This window comes from Polymorphospora sp. NPDC051019, from assembly GCF_040683055.1.
Classification (GTDB): domain Bacteria; phylum Actinomycetota; class Actinomycetes; order Mycobacteriales; family Micromonosporaceae; genus Polymorphospora; species Polymorphospora lycopeni.
Map to the genome: position 1 here is coordinate 145,335 of NZ_JBFBCH010000006.1, position 24,540 is coordinate 169,874.

24 protein-coding genes are annotated in these 24,540 nt (G+C 71.6%); 9 read left to right on the forward strand and 15 right to left on the reverse strand.

Features of this window, described 5'->3' with window-relative positions:
• Positions 1–81: 81 nt before the first annotated feature.
• Positions 82–1,632, forward strand: a complete 1,551-nt coding sequence (locus AB0M79_RS13755) for a serine hydrolase domain-containing protein (protein ID WP_364212279.1) — start codon at positions 82–84, stop codon at positions 1,630–1,632.
• A gap of 11 nt (positions 1,633–1,643) precedes the next feature.
• Here AB0M79_RS13755 and AB0M79_RS13760 read toward each other — a convergent pair whose 3' ends face one another.
• Both AB0M79_RS13760 and AB0M79_RS13765 read right to left on the reverse strand, forming a co-directional pair.
• On the reverse strand, positions 1,644–2,297 hold the full coding sequence (locus tag AB0M79_RS13760; protein WP_364212282.1) for a ThuA domain-containing protein: 654 nt from the start codon (positions 2,295–2,297) through the stop codon (positions 1,644–1,646).
• A 9-nt stretch (positions 2,298–2,306) separates the two neighbouring features.
• Positions 2,307–3,059 carry an EamA family transporter gene (locus AB0M79_RS13765; RefSeq protein ID WP_364212285.1) on the reverse strand — a complete coding sequence of 251 codons (753 nt, stop codon included), beginning with the start codon at positions 3,057–3,059 and terminating at the stop codon, positions 2,307–2,309.
• An 89-nt stretch (positions 3,060–3,148) separates the two neighbouring features.
• On the opposite strand from AB0M79_RS13765, the gene AB0M79_RS13770 reads away from it, so the two are divergent.
• Entirely contained in the window at positions 3,149–3,589 is a 441-nt protein-coding gene (locus AB0M79_RS13770) for a carboxymuconolactone decarboxylase family protein (RefSeq protein ID WP_364212288.1), read from the forward strand.
• Here the strand turns inward: AB0M79_RS13770 and AB0M79_RS13775 are convergent.
• The 3 genes from AB0M79_RS13775 to AB0M79_RS13785 all read right to left on the reverse strand — a co-directional run bounded on the left by AB0M79_RS13775 (position 3,586) and on the right by AB0M79_RS13785 (position 5,199).
• Positions 3,586–4,482: a sigma-70 family RNA polymerase sigma factor gene (locus tag AB0M79_RS13775; RefSeq protein WP_364212291.1), complete on the reverse strand. Its 897-nt coding sequence runs from the start codon at positions 4,480–4,482 to the stop codon at positions 3,586–3,588. The genes AB0M79_RS13770 and AB0M79_RS13775 overlap by 4 nt on opposite strands.
• 77 nt (positions 4,483–4,559) lie before the next feature.
• Entirely contained in the window at positions 4,560–4,901 is a 342-nt protein-coding gene (locus AB0M79_RS13780) for a hypothetical protein (protein ID WP_364212294.1), read from the reverse strand.
• A 103-nt stretch (positions 4,902–5,004) separates the two neighbouring features.
• The gene (locus AB0M79_RS13785; protein WP_364212297.1) at positions 5,005–5,199 is read right to left on the reverse strand and encodes a hypothetical protein; all 195 of its coding nucleotides are present in this window, start codon (positions 5,197–5,199) and stop codon (positions 5,005–5,007) included.
• Positions 5,200–5,427: 228 nt separating this feature from the next.
• Between AB0M79_RS13785 and gdhA the strand changes: the two genes are divergently transcribed.
• The gene (gene gdhA, locus AB0M79_RS13790; RefSeq protein ID WP_364212841.1) at positions 5,428–6,753 is read left to right on the forward strand and encodes an NADP-specific glutamate dehydrogenase; all 1,326 of its coding nucleotides are present in this window, start codon (positions 5,428–5,430) and stop codon (positions 6,751–6,753) included.
• Between the two features lie 165 nt (positions 6,754–6,918).
• Here the strand turns inward: gdhA and AB0M79_RS13795 are convergent, their stop codons facing one another.
• The 3 genes from AB0M79_RS13795 to AB0M79_RS13805 all read right to left on the reverse strand — a co-directional run bounded on the left by AB0M79_RS13795 (position 6,919) and on the right by AB0M79_RS13805 (position 10,255).
• The gene (locus AB0M79_RS13795) at positions 6,919–8,097 is read right to left on the reverse strand and encodes an acyl-CoA dehydrogenase family protein (protein ID WP_364212300.1); all 1,179 of its coding nucleotides are present in this window, start codon (positions 8,095–8,097) and stop codon (positions 6,919–6,921) included.
• Between the two features lie 65 nt (positions 8,098–8,162).
• Positions 8,163–9,212, reverse strand: coding sequence for an oligopeptide/dipeptide ABC transporter ATP-binding protein (locus AB0M79_RS13800; protein ID WP_364212303.1), 1,050 nt, complete (start codon positions 9,210–9,212; stop codon positions 8,163–8,165).
• Positions 9,212–10,255, reverse strand: coding sequence for an ABC transporter ATP-binding protein (locus AB0M79_RS13805; RefSeq protein ID WP_364212306.1), 1,044 nt, complete (start codon positions 10,253–10,255; stop codon positions 9,212–9,214). The genes AB0M79_RS13800 and AB0M79_RS13805 overlap by 1 nt, the downstream gene beginning before the upstream one ends.
• Positions 10,256–10,379: 124 nt before the next feature.
• Between AB0M79_RS13805 and AB0M79_RS13810 the strand changes: the two genes are divergently transcribed.
• The 4 genes from AB0M79_RS13810 to AB0M79_RS13825 are packed head-to-tail and all read left to right on the forward strand — an operon-like array spanning position 10,380 to position 15,001.
• Entirely contained in the window at positions 10,380–10,892 is a 513-nt protein-coding gene (locus AB0M79_RS13810) for an Lrp/AsnC family transcriptional regulator (RefSeq protein ID WP_364212309.1), read from the forward strand.
• Between the two features lie 51 nt (positions 10,893–10,943).
• Positions 10,944–11,891, forward strand: a complete 948-nt coding sequence (nikB, locus tag AB0M79_RS13815) for a nickel ABC transporter permease (RefSeq protein WP_364212312.1) — start codon at positions 10,944–10,946, stop codon at positions 11,889–11,891.
• A complete protein-coding gene (locus tag AB0M79_RS13820; RefSeq protein ID WP_364212316.1) occupies positions 11,881–12,774 on the forward strand; it encodes an ABC transporter permease in 894 nt (297 codons plus the stop codon). The genes nikB and AB0M79_RS13820 overlap by 11 nt, the downstream gene beginning before the upstream one ends.
• A 25-nt stretch (positions 12,775–12,799) precedes the next feature.
• A complete protein-coding gene (locus AB0M79_RS13825; RefSeq protein ID WP_364212319.1) occupies positions 12,800–15,001 on the forward strand; it encodes a thiamine pyrophosphate-dependent enzyme in 2,202 nt (733 codons plus the stop codon).
• A gap of 61 nt (positions 15,002–15,062) precedes the next feature.
• Here AB0M79_RS13825 and AB0M79_RS13830 read toward each other — a convergent pair whose 3' ends face one another.
• The 6 genes from AB0M79_RS13830 to AB0M79_RS13855 form a co-directional block, all read right to left on the reverse strand.
• The gene (locus AB0M79_RS13830) at positions 15,063–16,031 is read right to left on the reverse strand and encodes a D-2-hydroxyacid dehydrogenase (RefSeq protein WP_364212322.1); all 969 of its coding nucleotides are present in this window, start codon (positions 16,029–16,031) and stop codon (positions 15,063–15,065) included.
• A 7-nt stretch (positions 16,032–16,038) separates the two neighbouring features.
• Positions 16,039–16,248: a tautomerase family protein gene (locus tag AB0M79_RS13835; RefSeq protein ID WP_212819986.1), complete on the reverse strand. Its 210-nt coding sequence runs from the start codon at positions 16,246–16,248 to the stop codon at positions 16,039–16,041.
• 4 nt (positions 16,249–16,252) lie between these two features.
• Positions 16,253–17,125, reverse strand: a complete 873-nt coding sequence (locus tag AB0M79_RS13840) for a tetratricopeptide repeat protein (RefSeq protein WP_364212326.1) — start codon at positions 17,123–17,125, stop codon at positions 16,253–16,255.
• 109 nt (positions 17,126–17,234) lie between these two features.
• Complete coding sequence (locus AB0M79_RS13845) at positions 17,235–18,848, reverse strand: ABC transporter substrate-binding protein (protein ID WP_364212329.1); 1,614 nt, start codon at positions 18,846–18,848, stop codon at positions 17,235–17,237.
• The gene (locus AB0M79_RS13850) at positions 18,826–19,902 is read right to left on the reverse strand and encodes a membrane dipeptidase (RefSeq protein WP_364212332.1); all 1,077 of its coding nucleotides are present in this window, start codon (positions 19,900–19,902) and stop codon (positions 18,826–18,828) included. Before AB0M79_RS13850 ends, AB0M79_RS13845 begins: the two co-directional genes overlap by 23 nt.
• 641 nt (positions 19,903–20,543) lie before the next feature.
• Complete coding sequence (locus AB0M79_RS13855) at positions 20,544–21,212, reverse strand: hypothetical protein (protein ID WP_364212335.1); 669 nt, start codon at positions 21,210–21,212, stop codon at positions 20,544–20,546.
• A gap of 140 nt (positions 21,213–21,352) precedes the next feature.
• Between AB0M79_RS13855 and AB0M79_RS13860 the strand changes: the two genes are divergently transcribed.
• Positions 21,353–22,645, forward strand: coding sequence for an MFS transporter (locus AB0M79_RS13860; RefSeq protein ID WP_364212338.1), 1,293 nt, complete (start codon positions 21,353–21,355; stop codon positions 22,643–22,645).
• A 35-nt stretch (positions 22,646–22,680) separates the two neighbouring features.
• On the opposite strand, the gene AB0M79_RS13865 is transcribed toward AB0M79_RS13860, so the two are convergent.
• Positions 22,681–23,262, reverse strand: a complete 582-nt coding sequence (locus AB0M79_RS13865; RefSeq protein WP_364212341.1) for a hypothetical protein — start codon at positions 23,260–23,262, stop codon at positions 22,681–22,683.
• Between the two features lie 266 nt (positions 23,263–23,528).
• Here AB0M79_RS13865 and AB0M79_RS13870 point away from each other — a divergent pair, with 266 nt between their 5' ends.
• The gene (locus AB0M79_RS13870) at positions 23,529–24,461 is read left to right on the forward strand and encodes a phosphatase PAP2 family protein (protein WP_364212344.1); all 933 of its coding nucleotides are present in this window, start codon (positions 23,529–23,531) and stop codon (positions 24,459–24,461) included.
• The last annotated feature ends 79 nt before the right edge of the window (positions 24,462–24,540 follow it).

A 24,540-nucleotide genomic window follows, 5' to 3' on the forward strand; every position in this document is an offset into this window, starting at 1 on the left:
GGTGAGCGCCCGCGGATCTCCGGGTGGATCTCCGGAGCCTTCCCGATCCGTCCGGACGCCACGCTCCGTAGCGTCCCCGCCGTGGGTGAGGGACGAGAGGGTGGAACCACGATGCGGGTACGCGGCACCACGGAACGAACAGGCCGGCCCGGGCACTGGCGATGGTTGCTGACTCTGGCGTTGATGGTGCCGGTGGTGGCGCTCGTCACCCCGGCCGCGAGCGCGTGGGAACGGGCCGAGGTCGAGAGTGTCCTCGACGGCTACGTACGCGACGTCCGGCCGCCCGGCGCGGCGCTGGTGGTCCTGGCCGGCGGGACGCCGCGGACGCTGGTGCGCGGCGAGGACGGCGCCGGGCGGCCGGTCGACGCCGACACGCTGTTCCGGATCGGCTCGATGAGCAAGGCGTTCACCGCCCTGGCGGTGCTCCAGCAGGTCGACGCGGGCCGGTTCGGGCTGACCGACCCCGTCGTCGACGTGCTGCCGGACTTCCGCATGGGCGACCCCGGGCACCGGTCGATCACGGTCCGCGACCTGCTGACCCACCGCTCGGGGATCTCCGCCGTGGCGAAGGAGTACGCCGCCCGGCCGGCCGGGTCACCGGCCGAGGTCGTCGAATCCGTCGCCGGACATTCGCTGGCCGCCGAACCCGGGACCCGTACGGAGTACAGCAACACCGGCTACGGGATCCTGGCGCGGATCGTCGAGGTCTCGTCCGGGACGGAGTTCAACGCCTACCTCCGTCAGCGGGTGTTCGCGCCGCTGGGCATGACCTCGACGACGTCGACCAACCTCTGCGACGCGCGCCCCGACGGGCTGACCAACGGCTTCTCCGCCGTGCTGGCCCTCCGGCTCGCGGTGCCCGAGATGCCGGGTACCTGCGCCGGCAGCGGCGGGATCGTCTCCACCGCCACGGACATGGGCCGGTGGCTCGCGTTCCAGCTCGGTGACGGCACCTCCGCCGCGACGGGTGAACGCCTGCTGCGGGAGCCGACGCTGCGATCGATGCACGACGTTCCCGACCGGGCCGGCGAGTACGGCTTCGGCTGGCGCGACACGTCGGCGGAGTCCGACACCGAACCCTTCGTCGGGCACGGCGGCACCCTCGCGACGTACGCCTCCAGTATCGAGTTCTCGCCGCGGACCGGCACGGGCGCGGTGGCGCTGACCAACGCGGCGGGGGAACCGACGCTGCTGACCCACAACGCGATCGCCGCCCTGGACGGCGGGCCACGACAGGCGATCACCAATCCCTACGACGGGGTCAACATCTTCCTGGCGGCGCTGAGCGGTGTCGTGCTGATCCTCGGGTGCGTCGGGCTGCTGCGGGCCCGCCGCTGGGCCGGGCGCCGCACGGACACGACCGGCCGTGGGATCGTCCTGCGCCTGGCACCGCTGGTCCTGTCCGGGCTGCTCGGGACACTGCTGCCGGTGCTGGTCGGGGCGCTGATGGGACTGGTCGACATCGTGTCGTACCGGCTCGTGCTCTGGCTCTTCCCGATGGTCTACGTGCTCGGGACCGCGATCGTGCTGTCCTGTGTGGCCGTTGTCGTGGCGCGGTTGACCCGCCTGCGTGCGGCGCGGCGGGCCGGTGCGGCGGTCGCCGGCCCGCACCCGGTGACACAGACGGTCTGACGGGGGCGACGTCAGCCGCCGGTGGCGTACCGGATCCCGCCGAGCAGGTGGGCCAGCACCGCCGGCTCCTCGTACGACCCGACGGTGTGCCCGAGCCCGGTGTAGAACGACCGGCCGCCGAGATTCTCGTGGCACCAGGCGATCGGGTGGTCGGCGCCCATCCGGCCGCCCTCGTACGACGTCTCGTCGACCCGCAGCAGCACCCGCACCGACGGGCGCGGGTTGGTGCGGAAGTCGTACCACTCGTCGGTGCGTTCCCAGATCGGCGGCAGGTGCGCGGTCGCCGGGTGGTCGTGGTCCTCGACGACGATCCGGCCGGGCTGCACCACAGGGTGCCGGTCGAACCAGGCACCCACCAGGGCGCCGTAGAACGGCCAGTCGTATTCGGTGGTGGCCGCGCCGTGGATGCCGACGTAGCCACCGCCGCCGCGGACGTAGCCTTCCAGCGCCGCCCGGGCGGCCGGGTCGTCGGAGATCGTCCCGCTGGTGCTCAGGAACGCCACCGCGGCGTGGCCGGCGAGCCCGGCCGGGGTCAGGACGGCCGGGTCCTCGGTCGCGACGACCTCGAACCCGTGCCGGCGGCCGAGTGTCGTCAGGGCCGCCACCCCGGCCGGGATCGAGTCGTGCCGGAACCCGCCCGTGCGGCTGTAAACCAGGATCCGCATCGGACGAGCCTAGAGCGTCGGGCCGTCCGGCGCAGCGCCGTCCGATCCGGCGCCGTCAGATCCGGCGCCGTCCGACGCGGGCCCGCCGGCCCGGGCCGCGACGGCGAACGCGTTGACGGCGACGACGATCGCGATGCCGGCCCACTCGTGCGGGTCGAGCACCTGGTGGAGCAGGACCAGGCCGGCGAGCGCGGCCAGCACCGGATGGACGCTCATCACCACGCCGAAGAGGCGCGCGGGCACCCGGCGCAACACGATCAGGTCGGCGGCGTACGGCACGACCGAGCTGAGCAGGCCGGCAACCGCCGCGAACAGGACCCCGCCGTGCAGGCGGCCCTGGACGAGCAGGACGACGGCGACCGGCAGGCAGGCGAGCGCGGACACGGCGGTGGCGGCGGCGGGCGCCTGCAGACCGGGCCGCCGGCTCCCGAGCAGGCGGTTGAGCAGGATGTACGCCGCCCAGCAGGCGCCCGCGAGCAGGCCGAGGCCGACGCCGGGAAGGTCACTGGCGGGTCCGGGCAGCACCAGGAGGTACACGAGTGGCTCACCCTGATCGCCGCCGGGCAGGCCGTCGGGATCACCTCCGAGGCCACCGCGAACCAGAATCCCCGGCCGGGGGTGGCGTACCGGCCGCTGCGCGACGCGCCGCCGCTGCCGGTCTGGCTCGCGTGGTGGCGCGACGACCCGCCCGCGTACCTCGGCGACCTGCTCGACCTCGTCCGCGGGACGTACCGGCCGCCGGTTGGTCGACCCGTCTGTCACACCCGCGGCCCCGCCGTCGACAACCGTTGCGGAGGGCATCCCGCCCTCCCGTCGCCCGGACGGGCGACGCCGGCAAGGTAAGGACGACGATGGCACGCTTGAACATCAGCCAGCACGCGCCGCAGGGCTTCCAGGCCGTGGCGGCCCTGGACCGGTACGTGCGGGAAAACCTCGACGACATCCTGTTCGACCTCGTGAAGCTGCGCGCCTCGCAGCTCAACGGCTGCGCGTACTGCGTCGACATGCACGCCACCGACCTGGAGAAGCTGGGCCAGCCCACCCGGCGGATCTACGCGGTCAGCGCCTGGCGGGACACCGGCTTCTTCACCGAGCGGGAGCGGGCGGCGCTGGCCCTGACCGAGGCGATCACCCTGATCGCCACCGGCGTCGACGACGAGGTCTGGGACGAGGCGGCCCGCCTGTTCCCGGAGCGGGAACTGTCCGATCTGGTGCTCGCGATCGGGACGATCAACGTGTGGAACCGCATCTGCGTCAGCACGCTCACGGCCCCGCCGCCCCTGGCCGGCTAGGCGGCCGCCGGATCCGGCGCGACCGGGCCCCGGACGGCACCGTGCTTGTCCGGGTTGGACACGTCGAAGATCCGGTGGATCCGGCCGTCACGCACCTGTATCGAGATGACGTGGACTGCGCCGGCCAGGGTGACGATCGCGCCCGGCGTGCCGTTGACGGTGACCAGCCGCGCGGCGCGCCGGGCGGACATCCCGCTGACCGCGATGACGAAGCGGGCCACCTTCGCCGGACCGAACAGCGGGTTGCGGGCCGCGCGCCGCCGGCCGCCCCCGTCGTTGTACGCGACGACGTCGTCGTGCAGCAGCGCGACGAGCGCGTCGAGATCACCGTCGCGGGCCGCCGACAGGAACGCCACCAGCAGAGACCGCGTGACGGCCTCGTCGCCGGCCCGGTCGACGGCGCCGTTCCCGGTCGGTGCCCCGTGCCGGTCGAGTGTCCGCACAGCCCTGGCGTGGTGTTGCCGGGCGGCCGCCGGGGTGATGTCGAGGACCCCGGCGATCTCGTCGTGGCGGTAGCCCAGCGACCGCAGGACCACGACCGCCCGCTGCGGCGGGGTCAGTGTCTCGGCGATCATCAGGAACGCCGTCGACAGGGTCTCCCCCGCCTCGACCAGGTCGGCGGCCGCCGGCTGCCGGTCGACGACGACCGGCTCGGGCAGCCACGGGCCGACGTAGCTCGACTCACGTTGGCGTCTGCGCAGCGCGTCGATCGCACGGCGCACCGTCGTCCTCGTCAGCCACCCGCCCGGGTTCGCCACGTCGTCCGCGCCGACCCACCACTCGACCGCGACGTCCTGCACCACGTCCTCGGCGTCGGTCCACGAGCCGAGCATGCGGTAGGCCAGTGCCGTCAGCCGACCGCGCTGTCCCTCGAAAAGCGCCTCACGGCTCACGGAGCGGGACGCCTGGGGACGTGGACCATGGGCCGGACTCTACCGGCGGCCGGATCACCCGGTCGGTCGACGTCGGGTCACTCCCGGGTGAGCGGCTCGTCGCTCCACCGGAACCAGCACTCGCCGGCGCCCATGTGCAGCAGGAACTCGGCGACCGGACCGGACGGCGCCACCAGCGTCATCAGCGTCGTGATGCGGTCGTACGCCGTCTCCCACGCCTCGACGGCGGCCGCGCTGTCGTCGTCCTCGAGCACGGTCGCCAGCGCGACCTCCTCGGCGAACAGGGGTGCGACCTCGGCGAACCCGGGCCGGGCCGCGAAGCAGCCGCCCAGCCAGGGGAAGTCGGCGTCGGTGACTGTGATCTCACCCAGCACCTCGTCGCCCCGACGTAGCTGCCACACCTCGCCGATCCTGCCCACCGGCCCGCCTCCGTACCGCCCGTCACGTTCAACAGAGTCGCCACTATGGCACCCGTCGCCGCCGCGGCGTACCCGGGGTCGGTCGATGTCGGTGGGGTCGCCGTCAACCTGGGACTATCTCCCGGCGGTAGGCCCGCACCCGCGCGCCGTCGGTCAGGATCACCTCGATCCGGCCGTCGGGGTCGAGCGCCCGCCCGACGGAGTGGACCCGCTTGCCGGCGTGGTCGGCACCACCGTCGCGGTGCTCGGGACGGAAGATCCAACCGAGGTGCAAAGGTTCAGCGGAGCGCACAGCCATCCCCCCGAATAGCACAGACGTACGAGCGCACAGTCTAGTCATCCGGCACCGGGCGGCGCCCGCGCGACACGCGAATCCGCGTTACCACCTGTGCCCACACGGCAGGAGATCCGAGTACGCCGATGTCGTAGGGTCTGAGCTGGGAAAATGGGTGACGGACGCGGGAGGAACCGGGTGACGGCACGGGACAGGCTCGACGCACGGGACAGGCTCGACGCGCGGGACAGGCTGGAAACGATCTTCGCCGACGTGGTGCGTCGCAACCCCGGCGAGGCCGAGTTCCACCAGGCGGTGCGCGAGGTGCTGGACAGTGTCGTACCCGCCCTGACCCGGCATCCCGAGTACGCCGACGCGAAGATCATCGAGCGGATCTGCGAACCGGAACGGCAGATCATCTTCCGGGTGCCGTGGGAGGACGACCGCGGCGAGGTGCACATCAACCGCGGGTTCCGGGTGGAGTTCAACAGCGCGCTCGGCCCCTACAAGGGCGGGCTGCGCTTCCACCCGTCGGTCTACCTGGGCATCGTGAAGTTCCTGGGCTTCGAGCAGTTGTTCAAGAACGCGCTGACCGGGATGCCGATCGGCGGCGGCAAGGGCGGCTCGGACTTCGACCCGAAGGGGCGCTCGGACCGTGAGGTGATGCGGTTCTGCCAGTCGTTCATGACCGAGCTGTACCGGCACATCGGCGAGTACACCGACGTGCCCGCCGGTGACATCGGCGTCGGCGGGCGGGAGATCGGATACCTGTTCGGCCAGTACAAGCGCGTCACGAACCGCTACGAGTCCGGGGTGCTGACCGGCAAGGGGCTGACCTACGGCGGTGCCCAGGTGCGCCGGGAGGCGACCGGGTACGGCACGGTGTTCTTCGCCGAGGAGATGCTGCGCGTCACCGGCGACAGCTTCGAGGGCAAGCGGGTCGTGGTATCCGGGTCGGGCAACGTGGCGATCTACGCGATCGAGAAGGTGCGGCAGCTCGGCGGCACCGTCGTGGCGTGTTCGGACTCCTCCGGCTACGTACACGACGACAAGGGCATCGACCTCGACCTGCTCAAGGACCTCAAGGAGGTCCGGCGGGCCCGGATCGACGAGTACGTGACGCACCGCCGGCACGCCTCGTTCGTCGCCGGCCGGTCGGTGTGGGAGGTGCCGTGCGAGGTCGCGCTCCCGAGCGCGACGCAGAACGAGATCGGCGCGGCCGAGGCGGCGGCCCTCATCGACGGCGGCTGCACCATCGTCGTCGAGGGCGCGAACATGCCGACCCGCCCGGACGCGGTCCGCGCGTTCGCCGAGGCCGGCGTCCGGTTCGGGCCGGGCAAGGCCGCCAACGCCGGCGGGGTGGCCGCCAGCGCGCTGGAGATGCAGCAGAACGCGAGCCGCGACTCGTGGACGTTCGCCCACTCCGAGCAGCGGCTGCGGGAGATCATGTCCGACATCCACGCCCGCTGCCACACCACCGCCGAGGAATACGGCATGCCGGGCAACTACGTCGCCGGGGCGAACATCGACGGCTTCCGGCGGGTGGCCGAGGCGATGCTCGCGCACGGCCTCATCTAGGGCGTGTGTCGGACTCACGCGGTTGATCTGGGCGGGAGGGACCTTATCGAGCGTGGACAAGGTCCCTCCCGCCCAGATCAACAACGCTTCATGGGCACCAGGTGTGCCTGCCGCCGGGGCCGTCGTCGGGGAGCGAACGTCGGCTCCCCGGCGCGGGCGGCGGCGTCAGCGGAAGGCGGCGTGGCCGGTCAGGGTCTGCCCGATGACGAGCTGGTGCACCTCGGAGGTGCCCTCGTACGTCAGCACCGACTCCAGGTTGGCGGCGTGCCGCATCACCGGGTAGTCGAGCGTGATGCCCGCCGCGCCGAGGATCGTGCGGCAGGTGTTGGCGATCGTGAGCGCTTCGCGGACGCTGTTCAGCTTGCCGAGGCTGATCTGCCGGTGGTCCAGCGTCCCGGTGTCCTTCAGCCGGCCGAGGTGGAGTGCGAGCAGGAGGCCCTTGCCCAGTTCGACGGTCATGTCGGCCAGCTTGACCTGGGTGATCTGGTGCGCCGCCAGCGGCTTGTCGAAGATCTGCCGGCTCTGGGCGTAGGCGATGGTCGTCTCGAGGCAGTCCCGGGCCGCGCCGAGCGCGCCGAACACGATGCCCATCCGCGCCTCGTTGAGGCAGGACAGCGGTCCGCCCATGCCGGTCCCGCCGGGGAGCACCGCGTCGGCCGGCAGCCGTACGTCGTCGAGCACGAGTTCGGAGGTGACCGAGGCGCGCAGGGACAGCTTGCGCTTGATCTCCGGGGCCGAGAAGCCCGGGGTGTCGGTGGGTACGACGAAGCCACGGATCCCGTCGTCGGTCTGTGCCCAGACCACGGCGATGTCGGCGACGGAGCCGTTGGTGATCCACATCTTGGTGCCGCTGAGGATCCAGTCGTCGCCGTCGCGGCGGGCCCGGGTACGCATCCCGGCCGGGTCGGAGCCGAAGTCCGGTTCGGTGAGCCCGAAGCAGCCGATCGCCCGGCCGGCGGCCATCGCGGGCAGCCACTCCTGCTTGTGCTCGGCGGAGCCGAACCGCCAGATCGCGTACATCGCGAGCGAGCCCTGCACCGACACCAGGGAACGCAGGCCGGAGTCGCCGGCCTCCAGTTCCAGGCAGGCCAGGCCGTACGCGGTGGCGCTGGTGCCGGCGCAGCCGTACCCGGTCAGGTGCATGCCGAGCACGCCGAGTTCGCCGAGTTCGCGGGCGAGATCGCGGGCCGGCAGGCGGCCGTCCTCGAACCAGGTGGCGACGTGCGGGCGGACGCGCTCGTCGACGAAGTGCCGCACGGCGGCCTGCAGGTCGCGGGTCTCGTCGTCGACCAGGGCGTCGACGCCCAGGTAGTCCAACGGGGCGGCGGGGGTCACCAGGGGCACGGCCGGTCCTTCCGAAAGGGTGTCGCGGGATCGTCACGGGTGGCGCGAGGACGTCGCGCCGGGCTTCACGGGCCGCTCGGGGCGGGGTCCTCCGGGAAGTGGCAGGCGACCTGGTGGCCGGTGCCCGTACCCGCGCCGGCCAGGACCGGCGGGGTCACCTCGCACACGTCCTGGGCCTTCCAGCAGCGGGTCCGGAAACGGCAGCCGGTGGGCGGGTTGAGCGGGCTCGGTACGTCGCCGGTGAGGATGCGCTGCTCGCGCTCGCGCTCGACGTCGGGGTCGGGAATCGGTACGGCCGACAGCAGCGCCTGGGTGTACGGGTGCCGGGGCCGGGTGTAGACACTCTCGCAGTCGGCGACCTCGACGACGGTGCCGAGGTACATCACCGCGATCCGGTCGCAGAGGTGCCGGACGACCGCCAGGTCGTGCGCGATGAACATCATGGTCAGGCCGAGGTCCTCCTGCAGCGACTCCAGCAGGTTGACGATCTGGGCCTGGATGGAGACGTCCAGGGCCGACACCGGCTCGTCGGCGACGATGAACTCGGGGCTGCTCACCAGGGCCCGGGCGATGCCGACCCGCTGCCGCTGCCCGCCGGAGAGCTCGTGCGGGTAGCGGCCGTGCCACTGGCGGCTGATGCCGACCATGTCCATGATCTCCAGGGCTCTGGCGCGGCGTTCGGTGGCGGAGCCACCGGAGTGGACGAGCAGGGGTTCCTCGATGAGTTCGCCGATGGACATCCGTGGGTTCAGCGACGCGTACGGGTCCTGGAAGATCATCTGCATCCGGCGGCGCATGGCACGCAGGCGGCCGCCGCGCTGGGTGGTGAGTTCGACGCCGTCGAACGTCACGGTTCCCGCGCTGGGTCTGATCAGTTGCAGGATGGCGCGGCCGGTCGTGGACTTGCCGCAGCCGGACTCGCCGACGACGCCGAGGATCTCGCCACGCAGGATGTCGAGGTCCACTCCGGACACCGCACGCAGGCGGGCCGGCCGCAACGCGCCGCGTACCGGGACCTTGAAGTCCACGGTGAGGTCGCGGGCGCGGACCAGCACGGTGGGGTCGTGCGCCGTCTTGACCAGCGTGTCGCCGGCGGCGGCCGGTGCCTTGGACATCATTTCTCCTCGACGAGTTGGCTGGCGTACCGGTCTTTCGTGGACAGCCAGCCGCCGTGGGAGGCGTCCTGCGTGCCCCAGCATCTGGTCTGTTGGTCGCGTTCGGACGCCTCCCGGGGGGCGGTGAGGCCGGGGGGCGAGTCGAGGCAGACGTCCCGCCGGTGCACGCAGCGGGGCGCGAACCGGCAACCGGACGGCATCGCGGACAGTTCCGGGGGCTGGCCGCCGATCGGGCGCAGCCGGCCGCCGCGGGCCTGGTCGAGTCGCGGGACGGAGCCGAGCAGGCCCCACGTGTACGGCATCTGGGGGCGGCGGAAGAGGTCGGCCGTCTCGGCGCTCTCGACGATCTGGCCGGCGTACATGACGTTGACCCGCTCGGCCATGCCGGCGACGACGCCGAGGTCGTGGGTGATGAACAGGACGGCGGTGCGGGTCTCGGCGGCGAGGTCGCGCAGCAGGGCGAGGATCTGGGCCTGGATGGTGACGTCGAGCGCGGTCGTGATCTCGTCGGCCAGGATCAGGCGCGGGTTGCAGGACAGCGCCATCGCGATCATCACCCGCTGGCGCATGCCGCCGGAGAGCTGGTGGGGGTAGGAACTCAGGCGGGTCGCGGCGGCGGGGATCCGGACCATGTCGAGCAGTTCGACGGCCCGGGCGCGGGCGGCCGCACCGCGCAGCCCCAGGTGCAGCGTCAGCGACTCGGTGAGCTGTCGGCCCACCGTCAGCACCGGGTTCAGCGAGGTCATCGGATCCTGGAAGATCATCGCGATGCCGCTGCCCCGCACCGCCCGCAGCTCGCGCGGGCTCATCCGGAGCAGGTCGCGGCCCTCGAAAAGCACCTGGCCGCCGGCGACCCGGCCGGCCGGCGGAACGATGAGTCCCATGATCGATTGAGCGGTCGCGGACTTCCCGCAGCCGGACTCACCGACCAGGGCCACCATCTCCCCCGCGTCCACAGTGAACGACACACCGTCGACAGCCGTGACCGCCCGGCGTCCCGCGCCGAACTCCGTGCGCAGGTCCCGTACTTCAAGCAAGGCCATCGGAAACCTCTGTTTTCTGTTCGCCGAGTGCCGTTATTCGTCAGCCGGGAGTCTTGCACATCCGATCATCGTCGTCTAGATTCACCGAATCGTCGAAGTACGGCGATATCTGAGACGGGGCGGAATGGCGTCGAAAAGCTCGATCGAGAAGGACCGCAGCATCATCCGGGAACTGGTTCTGGACGCCCGCCAGACAAACGTGGCACTCGCGGCCAAGGTAGGGCTGTCCGAGGGCTCCGTGCGACGGCGGGTCGACCGGTTGGTGACTGAGGGCCAACTTCACTTCGCCGCCATCCCGAGCGCGCCCCTCATGGGGCGCCCGGTGCACACCGTGTTCCAGATCCAGAGCGCGCCCGGCACCACCGACGAACTGATCGAGACCCTGACGGCGATGCCCGAAATGGCCTACGTCTACCACGTGACCGGCCAGTTCGACATCATCGCCGTCGGCTACTTCGCCTCCAGCGAAGACATGCGCCGGTTCTCCACCGAGCGGCTCGGCCACCTGCGCGGCGTGATGGAGATCCGCTCCGTCATGGTCCTGCGGGTCGCCAAGCGGGCCCACGAATGGGCCCGCGACATCGCCAGCGACGACGACTCCGCCGACGCGGACGAGCCGGTGACACCCACGAACTGAGTCCCCCGAGCACCGCGGGTCACACTCACCCCGCAGTCTGGAGTTGACCCTTTGGCCCGCATCATCCTGACCCGCCTGCTCGCGGTCGTGCCGGTACTACTCGGCATCTCGGTCATCTCGTTCTTCGTGATCAGGATGATCCCCGGCGATGTCATCAGCTCCATCATGGGTCAGGACTTCAGCGATCCCAAGCTCGAGGCCGAGATGCGCGCGTACTTCGGCCTCGACATGCCGATCCACGAACAGTTCCTGAGCTGGTTCGGGCGGCTGCTCCACGGCGACCTCGGCACCTCCATGCGCAGCGGGCAGCCCGTCCTGGACGAGATCCTGGAACGGCTGCCCGCCACCATGCTGCTGGCCGTCTCCGCCCTCGTGGTCTCGGTGCTCATCTCGATCCCGTTCGGGGTGCTCAGCGCCACCCGGCGCAACGGCCTGCTGGACGCCGGCTCCCGGCTGGCCTCGCTGATCGGCCTGTCGGTGCCCAACTTCTGGCTCGGCATCCTGCTGGTGTATCTCTTCTCGGTCACCCTGGGCTGGCTGCCGTCACAGGGCGCCGGAAACGGCGAGGGCGGCCTGACCCAACTGAAATACCTCATCCTCCCGGCCGTCACCCTCGGCGCCAGCCTCGCCGCGATCAGCATGCGGATGACCCGGTCCAGCATGCTGGAGGTCCTCAACCAGGACTACGTACGCACCGCCCGGGCCAAGGGCCTCAGCGAACGCGTCGTCGTCGCGCGGCACGCCCTGCGCAACTCCCTGATCCCGGTGATCACGGTGCTGGGCATCCAGGCCGGCGCCCTGCTCGGCGGCACCGTGGTGGTCGAGCAGGTCTTCTCCTGGCCGGGCCTGGGCACCATGGTGATCCGCGGCATCACCCAGCGGGACTACCCGGTGGTCCAGGGCACGCTGCTCTTCCTGGCCTTCTTCTACGTCGTGGTCAACCTCCTCGTCGACATCATCTACGTCTACCTGGATCCGAGGCTCCGCAGTGGTCACTGAACTCGCTTCCGCGCAACCGCTGCCGCCGGTCCGGCGCCGGCCCGGGATGCGCCTGCTCCAGGCCCTCGTACGCGACCGGATCGGCGCGATCGGCCTGGTCCTCGTCGTCACCATGACCCTCGCCGCCGTCCTCGCCCCGCTGATCGCCCCCTACGACCCCACCGCGATGTCCAACCAGCGCCTCGCGCCACCCGGCGGAACCTTCCTCCTCGGCGCCGACGAGGCCGGCCGCGACCTGCTCAGCCGGGCCCTCTACGGCGCCCGGACGTCACTGAGCGTCAGCCTGATCGTGGTGACCGGCGCCGGGATCATCGGCGTCGTCCTCGGCCTGCTCGCCGGGTTCTTCCGGGGCTGGCTGGACGGGGTGATCACCCCCGCGATGGACGTGCTCTTCTCGTTCCCCACCCTGCTGCTGGCACTGGCCGTCGTCGCCGCCCGCGGGCCGGGCACCGAGAACCTCATCCTGGCCCTGATCATCGTGTTCATCCCGAGCTTCGCCCGGATCGTGCGGGGCACCGCGATGACGATCGTCAAGGAGCCGTACGTCGAGTCCGGGCGCGCGGTCGGGCTGAGCAACACCCGCCTCATCTTCAAGTACGTCCTGCCGAACGCGGTGGCACCGATCGCCGTGCAGTTCACCACGAGCCTGGCGTACGCGATCCTGATCGAGGCGTCGCTGGGCTATCTCGGGCTCGGCGTCCAGCCGCCGCAGCCGTCGTGGGGTTCGATGCTGTCGTCCGGCAAGGCGTTCATGGAGATGTCCATGTGGCCCTCGCTGGTGCCCGGCATCTGCATCATGCTCACCGTGCTGGGCTTCAACCTGCTCGGCGACACGATCCGCGACGCGCTGGACCCGCGCCTGCGCGGCCGGGCCGGACGCTGACCGGGAGGGGCGGGACGCACACCCGATGGAATCCGTCGACGAGCATCTGGTCCGGCACCTCACCGAGTGGTCCACCGGCTCTCCCCCGCCCGGCTCCCCCGGCCCGGACGGGACCGGCCCGACCGACCGGCTGCTGCTGGCATACCTCGACGCGCAACTGGAGAGCCGGCACCTCGACCTCGCGCTGCGCTGGCTGCAATCGCGCGGCGAGGGTTTCTACACGATCGGCTCCAGCGGTCACGAGAGCAACGCCGCCGTCGCCCTCGCCCTGCGCCCCACCGATCCGGCGCTGCTGCACTACCGGTCCGGCGGCTTCTACGCGGCCCGGGCCGGCCAGGTGGCCGGGACCACCCCGGTCGCCGACGTGCTGCACTCCGCCGCCGCGTCGCGGCACGACCCCATCTCCGGGGGCCGGCACAAGGTGTTCGGCCACCACGGGCTGGCGATCGTGCCACAGACCTCGACGATCTCCTCGCACCTGCCCCGGGCCGTCGGCATGGCGTTCGCACTCGGCCGGGGACTGGCGGCCGGCGGGTTCCCCGCCGACGCCGTGGTGGTGGCAAGCTTCGGCGACGCCTCGGCCAACCACTCCACCGCGGTCGGCGCGCTGAACGCGGCCGGCTGGTGCGCGCACCAGGGCATCCCGATGCCGCTGCTGCTGGTGTGCGAGGACAACGGGATCGGGATCAGCACCCGCACGCCCACCGGCTGGACCGGCCGGGCCCTGTCGATGCTGCCCGGCATCGAGTACGTGCCGGTCGACGGCACCGATCCGGCACACCTGCTGACCACCGCCGCCGACGTGGCCCACCGGGTCCGCCGGCAGCGCCGGCCGGTGCTGCTGCACCTGCGTACGGTCCGCTTCATGGGCCACGCCGGCTCCGACGCCGAGTTGGCGTACCGCACCCGGGGCGAAATCGTCGCCGACTACGTACGCGACCCGATCCTGGCCACGGCGGCCCTGCTCGCCCGGCGCGGCATCCTGGACCCGGCGGCGACGCTGGCCCGCCACGAGGCGACCCGGGAGCGGGTGATGGCGCAGGCCCGGGCCATGGTCGGCCGGGTCGAACGACTGGACAGCCCGCAGGCCGTCGTGGCCCCGCTGACCGGGCGGCGCCCGGCCGCGGTGAGCGCCGCCGCGGCCCGCGCCGGTACGGGCCGGCAGCGGGCGTTCGGCGGTAAGCCACCGGAGGAGCGCCCGCCGCTCACGCTCGGCCAGTCGATCAACGCCGCGCTGCACGACGCGCTGCTCACCTGGCCCCGGGCGCTGGTGTTCGGCGAGGACGTGGCCCGCAAGGGCGGCGTGTACGGCGTCACCCGCGGGCTGCGGAAGGCGTTCGGCCCGGCCCGGGTCTTCGACACCCTGCTCGACGAACAGACGATCCTCGGTGTCGCGCTGGGCAGCGCGCTGACCGGGGCCCTGCCGATCCCGGAGATCCAGTACCTGGCGTACCTGCACAACGCCGAGGACCAGTTGCGTGGCGAGGCCGCCTCGTTGCGGTTCTTCTCGGCCGGCCGCTACTCCAACGGCATGGTGGTCCGCGTCGCCGGCCTGGCCTACCAGAAGGGGTTCGGCGGGCACTTCCACAACGACAACTCGGTGGCCGTACTGCGCGACATCCCCGGCCTGGCGCTGGCGGTGGCGGCCCACCCGGCCACCGCGCCGGCACTGCTGCGGCAGTGCCTCGCCCTGGCCGAGCAGGAGGGCCGGGTCTGCGTCTTCCTCGAACCGATCGCGCTGTACCACGAGCGCGATTTGCACACCGAGGGCGACGGCGGGTGGCTGGCGCCGTACACGCCGCCGGACGGGTGGGCGGCGGCGGAGCGGCCGCTCGACCGGGTCCGTACGGTCCGCGACGGCGACGACCTGGTGCTGGTGACGTACGGCAACGGGGTACGGATGAGCCTGCGGGTGGCCGAGACGCTGCGCCGGGACGGGATCGGGGCCCGGGTGGTCGACCTCCAGTGGCTGTCGCCGTTGCCGGCCGGGAGCCTGCTCGACGCCGTCGCCGGGGTGCCGCACACCCTCGTCGTCGACGAGGGCCGGTCCAGCGGCGGGGTCGCCGAGGCGGTCGTCACCGCGCTGGTGGACGCCAGGTACGCCGGTACGGTCGGCCGCGTCACCAGCCTCGACAGCTACGTCCCCCTCGGGCCGGCGACCGCGCACGTGCTCCTGCAGGAGGCCGGTGTCCTGGCCGCCGCCCGCGATCTCGTCCGGCGCCGGTAACCGGACAGTCCACAGACGACGGTGCCCACCCGCCGAGAGGCGGGTGGGCACCGTGCGTGGTTCAGTAGCCGAGTTCGGGCTGTCGCATGGAGCCGACCGGCTGCTCACCGGCGAGGAACCGGTCGAAGTTCGCGCAGAAGTCCTCGTAGAGCCGGTTGATGTTGCCCGCCGCCCGGAACGACGTGTGCGGGGTGACCATCGTGCGGGGCAGCTCCCACAGCCGGCTCCCGGCCGGTAGCGGCTCCTCCTCGAAGACGTCGAGCACCGCGCCCGAGATCGTGCCGCCGGTGACCGCGGCCACGAGGGCGTCCTCGACGACCAGCGCACCGCGCCCCACGTTGATGAGGACCGCGGTCTCCCTCATCGCCGCGAAGTGCTCCGCGTCGAAGAAGTAGCGGTTCTCCGGGGTGAGCGGCATCGCCAGCACCACCCAGTCGGCCTCCGGCAGCACGGCCAGGGCCTGGCCGGCCGGGACCACCCGGTCAAAGCCCTCGACGGCGGCGCCACCGCGGTTGACACCGATCGCCCGGGCCCCGAGCGCCCTGGCCCGCCAGGCGACCTCGCCGCCGATCGAGCCGGTGCCGAAGACCAGCATCGTGCTGCCGATGAAGTCGCGGGCGACCAGCCGTACCCACTCGTGCCGGTCCTGCGCCTCCCGCAGCGCGGGGAAGGCCCGGGCGTGCAGCAGCGCGGACGCGATGACGTACTCGGCGATCGGCACGTTGTAGGAGTGCGGCGACCGGGTGTAGAGCAACCCCTCGGCCAGCCGGCGCTGGAAGAGGTCACCGCCGACCCAGTCGAAGCCGGCCGCGGTGATCTGCACCCAGCGCAGCTTCGGCGCGTGGGCGAGGATGCCGTCGAACATCTCCTCCCCCATCGAGCTGCGCAGCATCACCTCCGCGTCGAAGTACTCCTCGCGCAGCGGCCCGGCGTCCGGCACCGCGGTGAACCGGCAGTCGGGGTAGCGGTCGAGCAGACCGGGCCGCATGCCGGCCAGGTTCTCGCTGATCAGTACATGCGGCCCTGTCATGGGTGACTCACGCCGTCCCTTCGGCCCGGGCCGCGGCCGCGCGCTTGCTGTAGGGGATTCCGCCCTTGGCCCACAGGTCCATCGAGATCTCGTAGAGGATGACCTGGGTGCTCTCCCGCGGCGAGCCGTACTTGACCATCACGTCGGTCAGGTCGGCGATGATCGCCTCACGGGTCTCCTGGTCACGGGCGCCGAGTTCGACACGGATGGTGGCCATCGGATCACTCCTTCACGCTCGCCGGCACGCCGGCGAAATCGGGGTTGCGGGAGAATTCGGCCTGTACGGCCAGATAGGCGAACGCGTGCGCGACGCCCGTACGCAGGACGGCGTCGAAGGTCTCGCGGGCCTTCTCGATGTCGCCGTGGTAGTAGTACCAGTTGCCCAGGCCGTAGCCCTGGGTGGCGGTGCGCAGGTCGTCGCCGGCCACCATCCGCCACAGTTGGTCGGCGGTGAGTTCGCCGGTGTAGAGCCGCATCCGGCTCTCGTAGCCGACGTAGTGGTCCTCGTCGACGAGGTCGATCCGGCGGAACCGGTCCAGCACCTCCTCGGCCTCCGCCGGCCGGCCGAGCCGGCGCAGCGCCATGTACTGCCAGTCCTGCGAGGCGACGGTGCCCTCCTGGTGCCGCGAGCTGCGCTCCGCCTCGCGGAACGACGGCAGGCACGCCGCGAAGTCACCGAGCAGGTACTGCGCGACGCCCAGGTGGTACCAGACCGAGGTGTGCAGAGTGGTGTGGTAGCGGCCGAGTTCCGCCGGGTCCTCCGCCGCCTGCCTCTCGCCGAGGTGCTGCGGCCGTACGTCCTCCGGTCGGCCCAGGACGAGGCTGACCACGTCCTTCTCCACCTCGGGCTGGTACATCTCGTACTCGTCCTCGACACCGGCCAGCCCCTCGGCGGCCGTCGTCAGGTCGGCGACGGCGCCGGTGTAGTCACCGGTCGAGATGCGCCGGTGGCCACGGAAACGCAGCAGTCGTACGTTGCCGGGTTCGAGTTCGAGCGCCTCGGTGAGCAGTGCGACGGCGTCGGCGTGCTTGTTCAGGTAACCCTTGAGCCGGGCGGCCATGATGTAGCGGTCGATCAGCGGTACGGACGCCATGGTTTGCCTTTCGGTGGTGGCGTGGCGGTCCCCGGACGGGCCGGGCACGCGGTGGGACGGGGTGGGGCCGGGGGTGCCGGCCGGGTGTGCGGCACCCCCGGCGGCCCGGTCAGCGGTCGAGCCAGAGGTGGCGGTAGAAGCGGTACGTCGGGGTCGGGTCGCCCTTGTAGCCCTGGACGTCCTTCTTCACCACGTCGAAGTCCGCGTTGAGGAACGTCATCGCCACCGGGCCACGGTCGGCCAGGATCGTCTCGGCCTGCTGGTAGAGCGCGGCCCGCTTCTCACGGTCCAGTTCCGAGCGGGCCTGCACGACCAGCGCCTCGTACTCGGCGTCGTGCCAGTTGCCGTAGTTCAGGCCGCCGCCCTTGAGGAAGCTGGCGCTGAACCGCTCGTCGGGGTCGTACGTCAGCCCGAAGCCGGACTGGTACATGTCGAACTCGCCGGACTTGGTCTTGGTGTCGGCGATGCTCGCCTCGACCGACTCGATGGTGACCTTGATACCGATCTTGGCGAGCTGCTGCTGCTCCACCTCGGCCGACCGCACCTGGAACGCCGACGTCGCGATGACCATGAGGGTCGCCTCGAAGCCGTCGGGGTGGCCGGCCTCGGCCAGCAACGCCTTCGCCTTCTCGATGTCGGCCGTGCCGTAGACGGGCTGGGTCAGCGCGCCGAACCGGTCCGGCGGCAGGTAGCCGGCGTTGAGGGCGGTGCCGTAGCCGGAGTTGGCGACGTTGAGGATCTCCTGCCGGTCGAGGGCGAGGAAGATCGCCTGCCGGACCTTGACGTTGTCGTACGGCGCCTTGGAGGTGTTGAGCCGCAGGTGCAGCGACAGCGAGCCGGAGCCGCCGTACCACTTCAGCGCCTCGTCGGCCTTGAGCGCGTCGATGAACTCGGGGGCCGGCCGCCACAGGAAGTCGACGGTGCCGCTGCGGATGGCCGCGGCGCGCGCGTTGTCGTCGGGGTTGAAGGTGAAGTCGAGGCCGTCGAGGTAGGGAACGCCGGGCTCCCAGTACCTGTCGTGCTTGTCGAGCTTGATGGCCTGGCCGGTGACCCGGGCCGCCATCTTGAACGGGCCGCTGCCGCCGTCGACGCTGCCGTTGAGGCCGGCCGACTCGACGACGGTGCGGTCGACGATGGAGGAGGCGGCGGTGGACAGCAGGGTGAGGATGGCGGCGTTGGGGCTGGACAGGGTGAACACGGCGGTGTGCTCGTCCGGGGTCGCCACCGACGTGATCGACTCGTAGCTGCGGGCCCGCGGGGCCCGGGTCGCCGGGTCCTTGATGCGCTCGATCGAATACTTGACGTCTTCGGCGGTGACTTTGCGGCCGCTGTGGAAGAAGGCGTTGTCCCGCAGCTTGAACGTCAGGGTCAGGCCGTCGGGGCTCTGCTCCCACGATTCGGCGATCGCCGGCTTGATCTCGCCCCGGTACGACTGGACCAGCGACTCGTAGATCTGTTCGTTGATGACGAACGCGGAAGTCTCCGACATGCGGTGCGGGTCGAGTTCGGTGGCGTCGAGCCGGATCATGATGTTCAGCCGGCCACCGGACTTGGGCTGCCCGGCCGGCGGATTCTCGTCCTCGAGGCGGACGTTGGTGCTCAGCCCGTCGTTGGTCGTGCCGCCGTTGTCGGTCGACGGCGGTGCGCCGCCGCCGGAACAGCCGGCCAGCACCGCCACGGCGACCCCGGCCGCGAGGACCTTATGTAGGGTTCGAACTCTCATGCCTTTCTCCTTGCTCGGGTGGAGATTGCAGCGTGGTGGTGGCGGTCCGCCAGGTCTCACCGAAGACCCGCAGCCAGTTGCCGCCGAGGATCCTGGTGACTTCGTCGGGTGCGAACCCGCCGTCGAGGAGTGCCGTGGTGAGGTTCGGGAACTGCGAGGCGTCGTCCATCCCCACCGCCCGACGCTCGCTCCAGGCCCAGTCACCGAGCAGGGTCCGGTGTTCGACGATCTGCTCCTCCCGCATGGCTTCGGTGAGCGTCTCGTCGTAGTCGGTCGCGATGGCGACGTGGTCGACGCCGGCCACCTCGACGACGCGGGCCACGTGCTCGACGAAGCGGGCGAGGTCCGGGCGCCGCCGTGGCTCCTCGGGGTAGTAGAGGAAGCCCGACAGGGTGGTGATTCCGATGACGCCGCGCTGTTCGGCGAGCCGGCGCAGGAACGCGTCGTTCTTGGCCCGGATGTGCGGCGACAGTCCGTCGCAGAACGAGTGGGTGACGACGACCGGACGGTCGGAGGCGTCCATCGCGTCGAGGCCGGTGCGCTGGCCGCAGTGTGAGACGTCGACCAGGATGCCGAGTTCGTTCATCGCCCGGACGAAGGCGCGGCCCTGGATCGTCAGGCCGGAGTCGGTGGCCTCGCCGCACCCGGCGCCGAGCAGGTTCTGCCGCTGGTAGGTCAGTTGCAGGATGCGTACGCCCAGGTCGTAGAAGGTGCCGAGCAGGTCCAGGTCGACGCCGATCATCTCGGTGTCCTGCGGGCCGAGGATGACCGCTTCCCGTCCTTCGGCCTTGGCCCGGTGGATGTCGTCGACGGTCAGCGCCAGCAGGGCGGCGTCGGAGTGTTCGTCGAGCCAGCGACGGCAGCTGTTGATCTCGCGCAGGGCGGTGACCGTGTCGGCGTACGGCCGGGTCACCGTGTGGTTGACGGCGGTGACACCGCCGCGGCGGATCCGCTCGAGATGCTCGTCGCTGAGTTCGATGACGGTGCTCCCGTCGACCACGGTGGCGGCGGTATGCAGCTCGTCGGGCGCGAGGACGGCGCGCTCAGTGTTCAACGTCGACTCCAAGTTGTGTGCGCTCGGGAGATGGCCGCGACTCTACGAGGACACGCCAGATCTTGTCTATAGACTCGGAGATATCGTTAGTTGACCACTTTGAAATGACGAATTTCGTCGTTTTGGGTTTCGTGCTTGTTGATCGCCGATCCCCGGGCGTACGGCACCGCCGCCGGACCCTCGACGGTCCGGCCGATTCGGCTTCCGCCGCAGGTCAGATACCGTGTCCGGCGGGACGCGTGCCGCCATAATTGCGCATATGCCGCGGTTTGCCACCGGTCATCCGGCCGAAGTCGGCCGCCGGGCCGCCGGCACTCCACGGCGTCCGGGTGGCGGGTTCGGACAGTCACCGTGCCGGACAGTCACCACCCCGGACAGTCACCGCCTCGTACAGTCACCACCCCGGACAGTCACCGCCTCGTACAGTCACCGCCCCGACAGCCACCGCCCGGACAGTCACCGTGGGGTGCCGACCCGGCGACGGGGCACCGCCACCCGTCGCCGACCGCGGTGTCGTGGTCGCGGGACACGTCGACGCGGCGGCGAGGGTGACTGTCACCCCCGCCGCCGCGGACCGTCCTGATCGGAGGGTCGCGGTCTGGCCGACCGGCGCGCCGCGGCCGCCGGGAACGAACCGACCGTCAGCGGCCGGCCGCCCGCCACAGCCCTCGGGCGATCCAGAGACAGCCGACGCCGAGCAGCACTCCGTGCCCGATCCGGACGGCCGGCGCGGTGAAGAACTGCGGCAGGAACAGCACGAACCCGGCGGCGAACAGAAGGCCGCTCGACCGCGGAACAAGGCCGGACCGCCAGATCGCCACCGCCGCGAGCACCGCCGCGAAGCCCAGCGCGACCAGGCCGATCCCGAACGTCGTCACCGCCACCGGCCCGAACCGCACCGCCTCGGCCAGGGCGAGCACGTCGACGGGCTGCCCGTCGGCGGCCGCGCGCCCGACGGCGTGCAGCCCGAAGTCCTCGGCGCCGTAGTACGGCAGGGTCAGGCCGGCACCGACCCAGCCGATGACGACCGCCGCGAGAGCCGGCGCCTCGGCCCGGGTACGGGCGACCACGCCGTACAGCGCGAGCAGGCCGATCGGCACCAGGACGAAGCCGACCATCGCGAACAGGTGGGAGAAGACCCAGGCGGTGGAGCCCAGCGCCGTGGTCGCGCCGGCGGCCGTGGACTCGTCGTCCCAGGGCCGGGTGGCCGGATACAGGACGAACAGCACCCCGGCGGCGACGAACGCGAGGGCACCGAGACGGACGCGGGACGCGGTCACCAGGGGGCGAGCGGTTCGGCTAGGCTCCATAGCCTAGAAGCTAACCCACCTAGCCAGAGGTGCGCAACACCGGACCGCATCCGGCGGGGTCGACGACCGCCGGTCCCTCTGGCAGTCTGCGTGGTGCTCCCGACGGAAGAGTTCGACCGACGCCATAGGCAGGAGACCGTGTGCCGCCACCGTCACGCCCGGGACTGCTGCGCGACCCCGACTTCCGTCACCTGTTCGCCGCGACCGCGACCGGCCAACTCGGCGACCGGTTCGTCTTCCTCGCCCTGCCACTGATCGCCATCGTCTCGCTCGACGTGAGCGAGTTCGAGGTCGGCGTACTGACCGCCATGACCACGGCCGGTTCGCTGCTCGCCGGCCTGCCCGCCGGCGCCTGGGTCGACCGGTGGCGGAAGCGCTCCGTAATGATCAACACGGATCTGGCGCGCGCCGTCCTGCTGTCGCTGATTCCGGTGCTCTGGTGGGCCGACGCCCTGACCGTCTGGCTGCTGTACGCGGTCGCCCTGGCACACGGCCTGTTCACGGTGTTCTTCGACGTCGCGTACGTCAGCTACCTGCCGTTCCTGGTCGGCCGGGACAATCTCGTGGAGGCCAACTCCAAACTCGCGTCGGTCCGTTCGGCGGTCAGCATCAGCGGGCCGGGACTGGCCGGTCCGCTCGTGGCCTGGCTCGGCGCGCCGTTGACCCTGCTGGCGAGTTCCGTGGGGATGGCGTTCTCGGGACTGCTGGTCGCCCGGATCCGCAAGCGCGAGACCCGACGCCGGGCCGACCCGTCGAGGCACCTGCTGCGCGAGGTCAGGGAGGGCCTGTCGTTCGTGCTCGGCCACCCGCTGCTGCGGCCGGTCGTCGTGGCGGACGGGATGTTCAGCCTCTTCCTGGTCACTTACCAGACCATGCTGCTGGTCTTCCTGTCCCGGGAGGTTGGTCTCGGGTCCTTCGGCATCGGACTGGTCCTGTCGACGATGGCGTGCGGCGGCCTGACCGGCGCCCTGGTCGCCCGCCGGGTGGTCACCCGGATCGGGCCCGGCCCGGTCATCTGGCTGGCCCCACTGTGTACGGCCCCACCGGCCGCCCTGATGCCACTGGCCGAACCGGGCTGGCGGCTCTACCTGGCGGTGCTCGGCCTGATGCTGCTGTCGACCGGCGGCGTGATCCGTCTCGTCGCCCAGGCCGGCCTGCAGCAGTCCGTCACCCCCGACCGGCTGCTCGGCCGGATGAACGCGACCTTCCGCTTCGTCATGTGGGGCAGCATGCCGCTGGCCGGTCTGCTCGGTGGCGCCCTCGGCACCCTCCTCGGCGCGCAGGCGGTGCTGTGGATCGGTGCCGTCGGGATGACGGCGGCCTTCCTGCCGACGCTGTTCTCCCCGCTACGGGCCATACGTGACCTGCCGGTCACCGAGCCGGAACCACAGCCCGCCGACCGGGAGAAGCCCACACCGCAACCTGCGGGGTAGCCGGCCGGCCCCCCGACCCCGACGACGGCTGACGCTCAGTCGAGCCGGTCGACAACCGCGCGGCCACGCGGCGAGAGCCGGTAGCCGGTCTCGAGGCTCTCGGTCAGGCCGAGCTCCTTCAGCTTGCGGACGTCGCGCTTGAAGACCTCGGTGGCCGGATAGCCGGCCAGTTCGGCCAGCTCGGCGGCCCGCCGGGCCGGATGCTCCGCGATGATCCGCAGCACCGTCGCGGTCCACGCGCCGCGCGCCCCGGCCCGGTCGAACCGGGCCAGCCGTTCGGTGAGCGCGGCCAACTCCGGCGCGCCGAGCCGATCCTGTTCGCGCAACGCCTCACGCGGATCCGGGCCGGCGTAGCCGACTCCGATCCGGAACAGCCGCAGGTCGCCGCTTCCCGGCAGATCAGCGCGCAACGCCTCGGCGGACCGGTAGCCGGCCCGCCTCGCTTCGGCGTCGGACACCTCCCGCTCGTCGAGCGGACCGATCGAGTGGATCTCCACCAGCCCGATCGCGGTCCGCAACCGGCTGCCCGCCCGGACCCGGGGCCGGCTCCAGCGGCGGAACACCAGCGAGACGGTGCCTCGCCGGATGCCGTCGAGGATCTCGCTACGGAACAGCATGTGCGGCACCCTCCCTGTCGGGGTTGTCCCATGCCCCTGATTCTGTCTGCCGAGCGGCGAGCCGGGACGCCGTACGGCCCGGGACGGTGTACTCCCCCTTGACGGTGTACTCCCGCTTGACGACGCCGGGCGGTCGGTTAAGGCCAGCGCCGGGCGACGCTAAAGGAGGGTTAACGGGCGCCGACAACGGCCGACGACCGGGATAACGTGCGTCGTGTGTCGATGGTGCGACCCCTCGGTCCACCCGGCCTGGCAAGGGGTGGGCGATGAGTGTGACCACAGTGGCCAGTATGGGCCTGGCACTGGCCGCGGTGGCCGTCGCGTTCGCGGCGGTGGTGGCCGCCCGACCGACCGCGCGGCGGCTGCGGGGGATGGAACTCGCGCGGCACGTCCCGGCGTGGGCCCGGGACCGCGTACCGCCGGGTCCGTTCGTCCTCGTCGCCGGCGCGGTCCTGGCGCTCGCGCTGGTCTCCGTCTTCGTGGAGATCCTCGACGCGGTCGTGGACGAGGACGACTTCACGGCCTTCGACCGGCCGGTCGTGGAGTGGGTAGCGCAGCGCCGTACGGGCTGGAGCAGTGCCGTGGTCGTGGCGGTCACCGACATCGGCGGCAAGGCGCTGCTCACCCTCCTGCTCGCCGGGGTCGCGGTCGCGGTGGCGGTCCGGCTGCGGTCGTGGCGCCCGTTCGTGCTGGCCGCGGTGTCCGGTGGCGGCAGTGCGCTACTCGTCGCGGGGAGCAAGCTGCTGATCGCCCGGGACCGTCCCGACCCGCTGCACCGGGCGGTGGTCGAGAGCGGCTTCTCGTTTCCGTCCGGCCACTCGGCCAGCGCCCTGGTCATCCTGGCCACGGTGGCCTGGTTGATCTCGATGGCGACGGGCAGCCGCACCGTCCGGGCCACGGCCTGGGTCGCGGCCGGCATTCTGGCGGTGGCCATCGGTGTGTCCCGGGTCTATCTCGGCGTGCACTACCCGAGCGACGTCGTCGCCGGCTGGGTGCTCGGCGCCACCTGGCTGGTGACGGTGGCGGTGGCGGACCGGCTGCCCGGGTCACCGCCGCTGCCGCTGCCGCGCCGGTGGCGTCGCGCGGACGGCTCTACCGGGTGGCTCGCCCATCGGCCGGTGGCCGTCTTCACCGTCACCGCCACGGCCGGCTTCGCCGCCATCTTCGGGATCGTGAGCGTGGCCGCGCTCGGCGGCTAAGGCGCATTTCATGAGCCGGCCAGAGCCATTCGGGCAAGAATGGCGATGGTCAGTACCTTCCGGCCCTGTGATCCTGCGG

Excerpts from the sequence above, each read along its gene's own strand:
- AB0M79_RS13760 (WP_364212282.1), bottom strand. The coding sequence starts at position 2,297 with ATGCGGATCCTGGTTTACAGCCGCACGGGCGGGTTCCGGCACGACTCG.
- AB0M79_RS13770 (WP_364212288.1), top strand. The coding sequence starts at position 3,149 with ATGGCACGCTTGAACATCAGCCAGCACGCGCCGCAGGGCTTCCAGGCC.
- AB0M79_RS13785 (WP_364212297.1), bottom strand. The coding sequence starts at position 5,199 with ATGGCTGTGCGCTCCGCTGAACCTTTGCACCTCGGTTGGATCTTCCGT.
- AB0M79_RS13800 (WP_364212303.1), bottom strand. The coding sequence starts at position 9,212 with ATGTCCAAGGCACCGGCCGCCGCCGGCGACACGCTGGTCAAGACGGCG.
- AB0M79_RS13805 (WP_364212306.1), bottom strand. The coding sequence starts at position 10,255 with ATGGCCTTGCTTGAAGTACGGGACCTGCGCACGGAGTTCGGCGCGGGA.
- AB0M79_RS13810 (WP_364212309.1), top strand. The coding sequence starts at position 10,380 with ATGGCGTCGAAAAGCTCGATCGAGAAGGACCGCAGCATCATCCGGGAA.
- AB0M79_RS13825 (WP_364212319.1), top strand. The coding sequence starts at position 12,800 with ATGGAATCCGTCGACGAGCATCTGGTCCGGCACCTCACCGAGTGGTCC.
- AB0M79_RS13830 (WP_364212322.1), bottom strand. The coding sequence starts at position 16,031 with ATGACAGGGCCGCATGTACTGATCAGCGAGAACCTGGCCGGCATGCGG.
- AB0M79_RS13835 (WP_212819986.1), bottom strand. The coding sequence starts at position 16,248 with ATGGCCACCATCCGTGTCGAACTCGGCGCCCGTGACCAGGAGACCCGT.
- AB0M79_RS13840 (WP_364212326.1), bottom strand. The coding sequence starts at position 17,125 with ATGGCGTCCGTACCGCTGATCGACCGCTACATCATGGCCGCCCGGCTC.
- AB0M79_RS13845 (WP_364212329.1), bottom strand. The coding sequence starts at position 18,848 with ATGAGAGTTCGAACCCTACATAAGGTCCTCGCGGCCGGGGTCGCCGTG.
- AB0M79_RS13855 (WP_364212335.1), bottom strand. The coding sequence starts at position 21,212 with ATGGAGCCTAGCCGAACCGCTCGCCCCCTGGTGACCGCGTCCCGCGTC.
- AB0M79_RS13865 (WP_364212341.1), bottom strand. The coding sequence starts at position 23,262 with ATGCTGTTCCGTAGCGAGATCCTCGACGGCATCCGGCGAGGCACCGTC.
- AB0M79_RS13870 (WP_364212344.1), top strand. The coding sequence starts at position 23,529 with ATGAGTGTGACCACAGTGGCCAGTATGGGCCTGGCACTGGCCGCGGTG.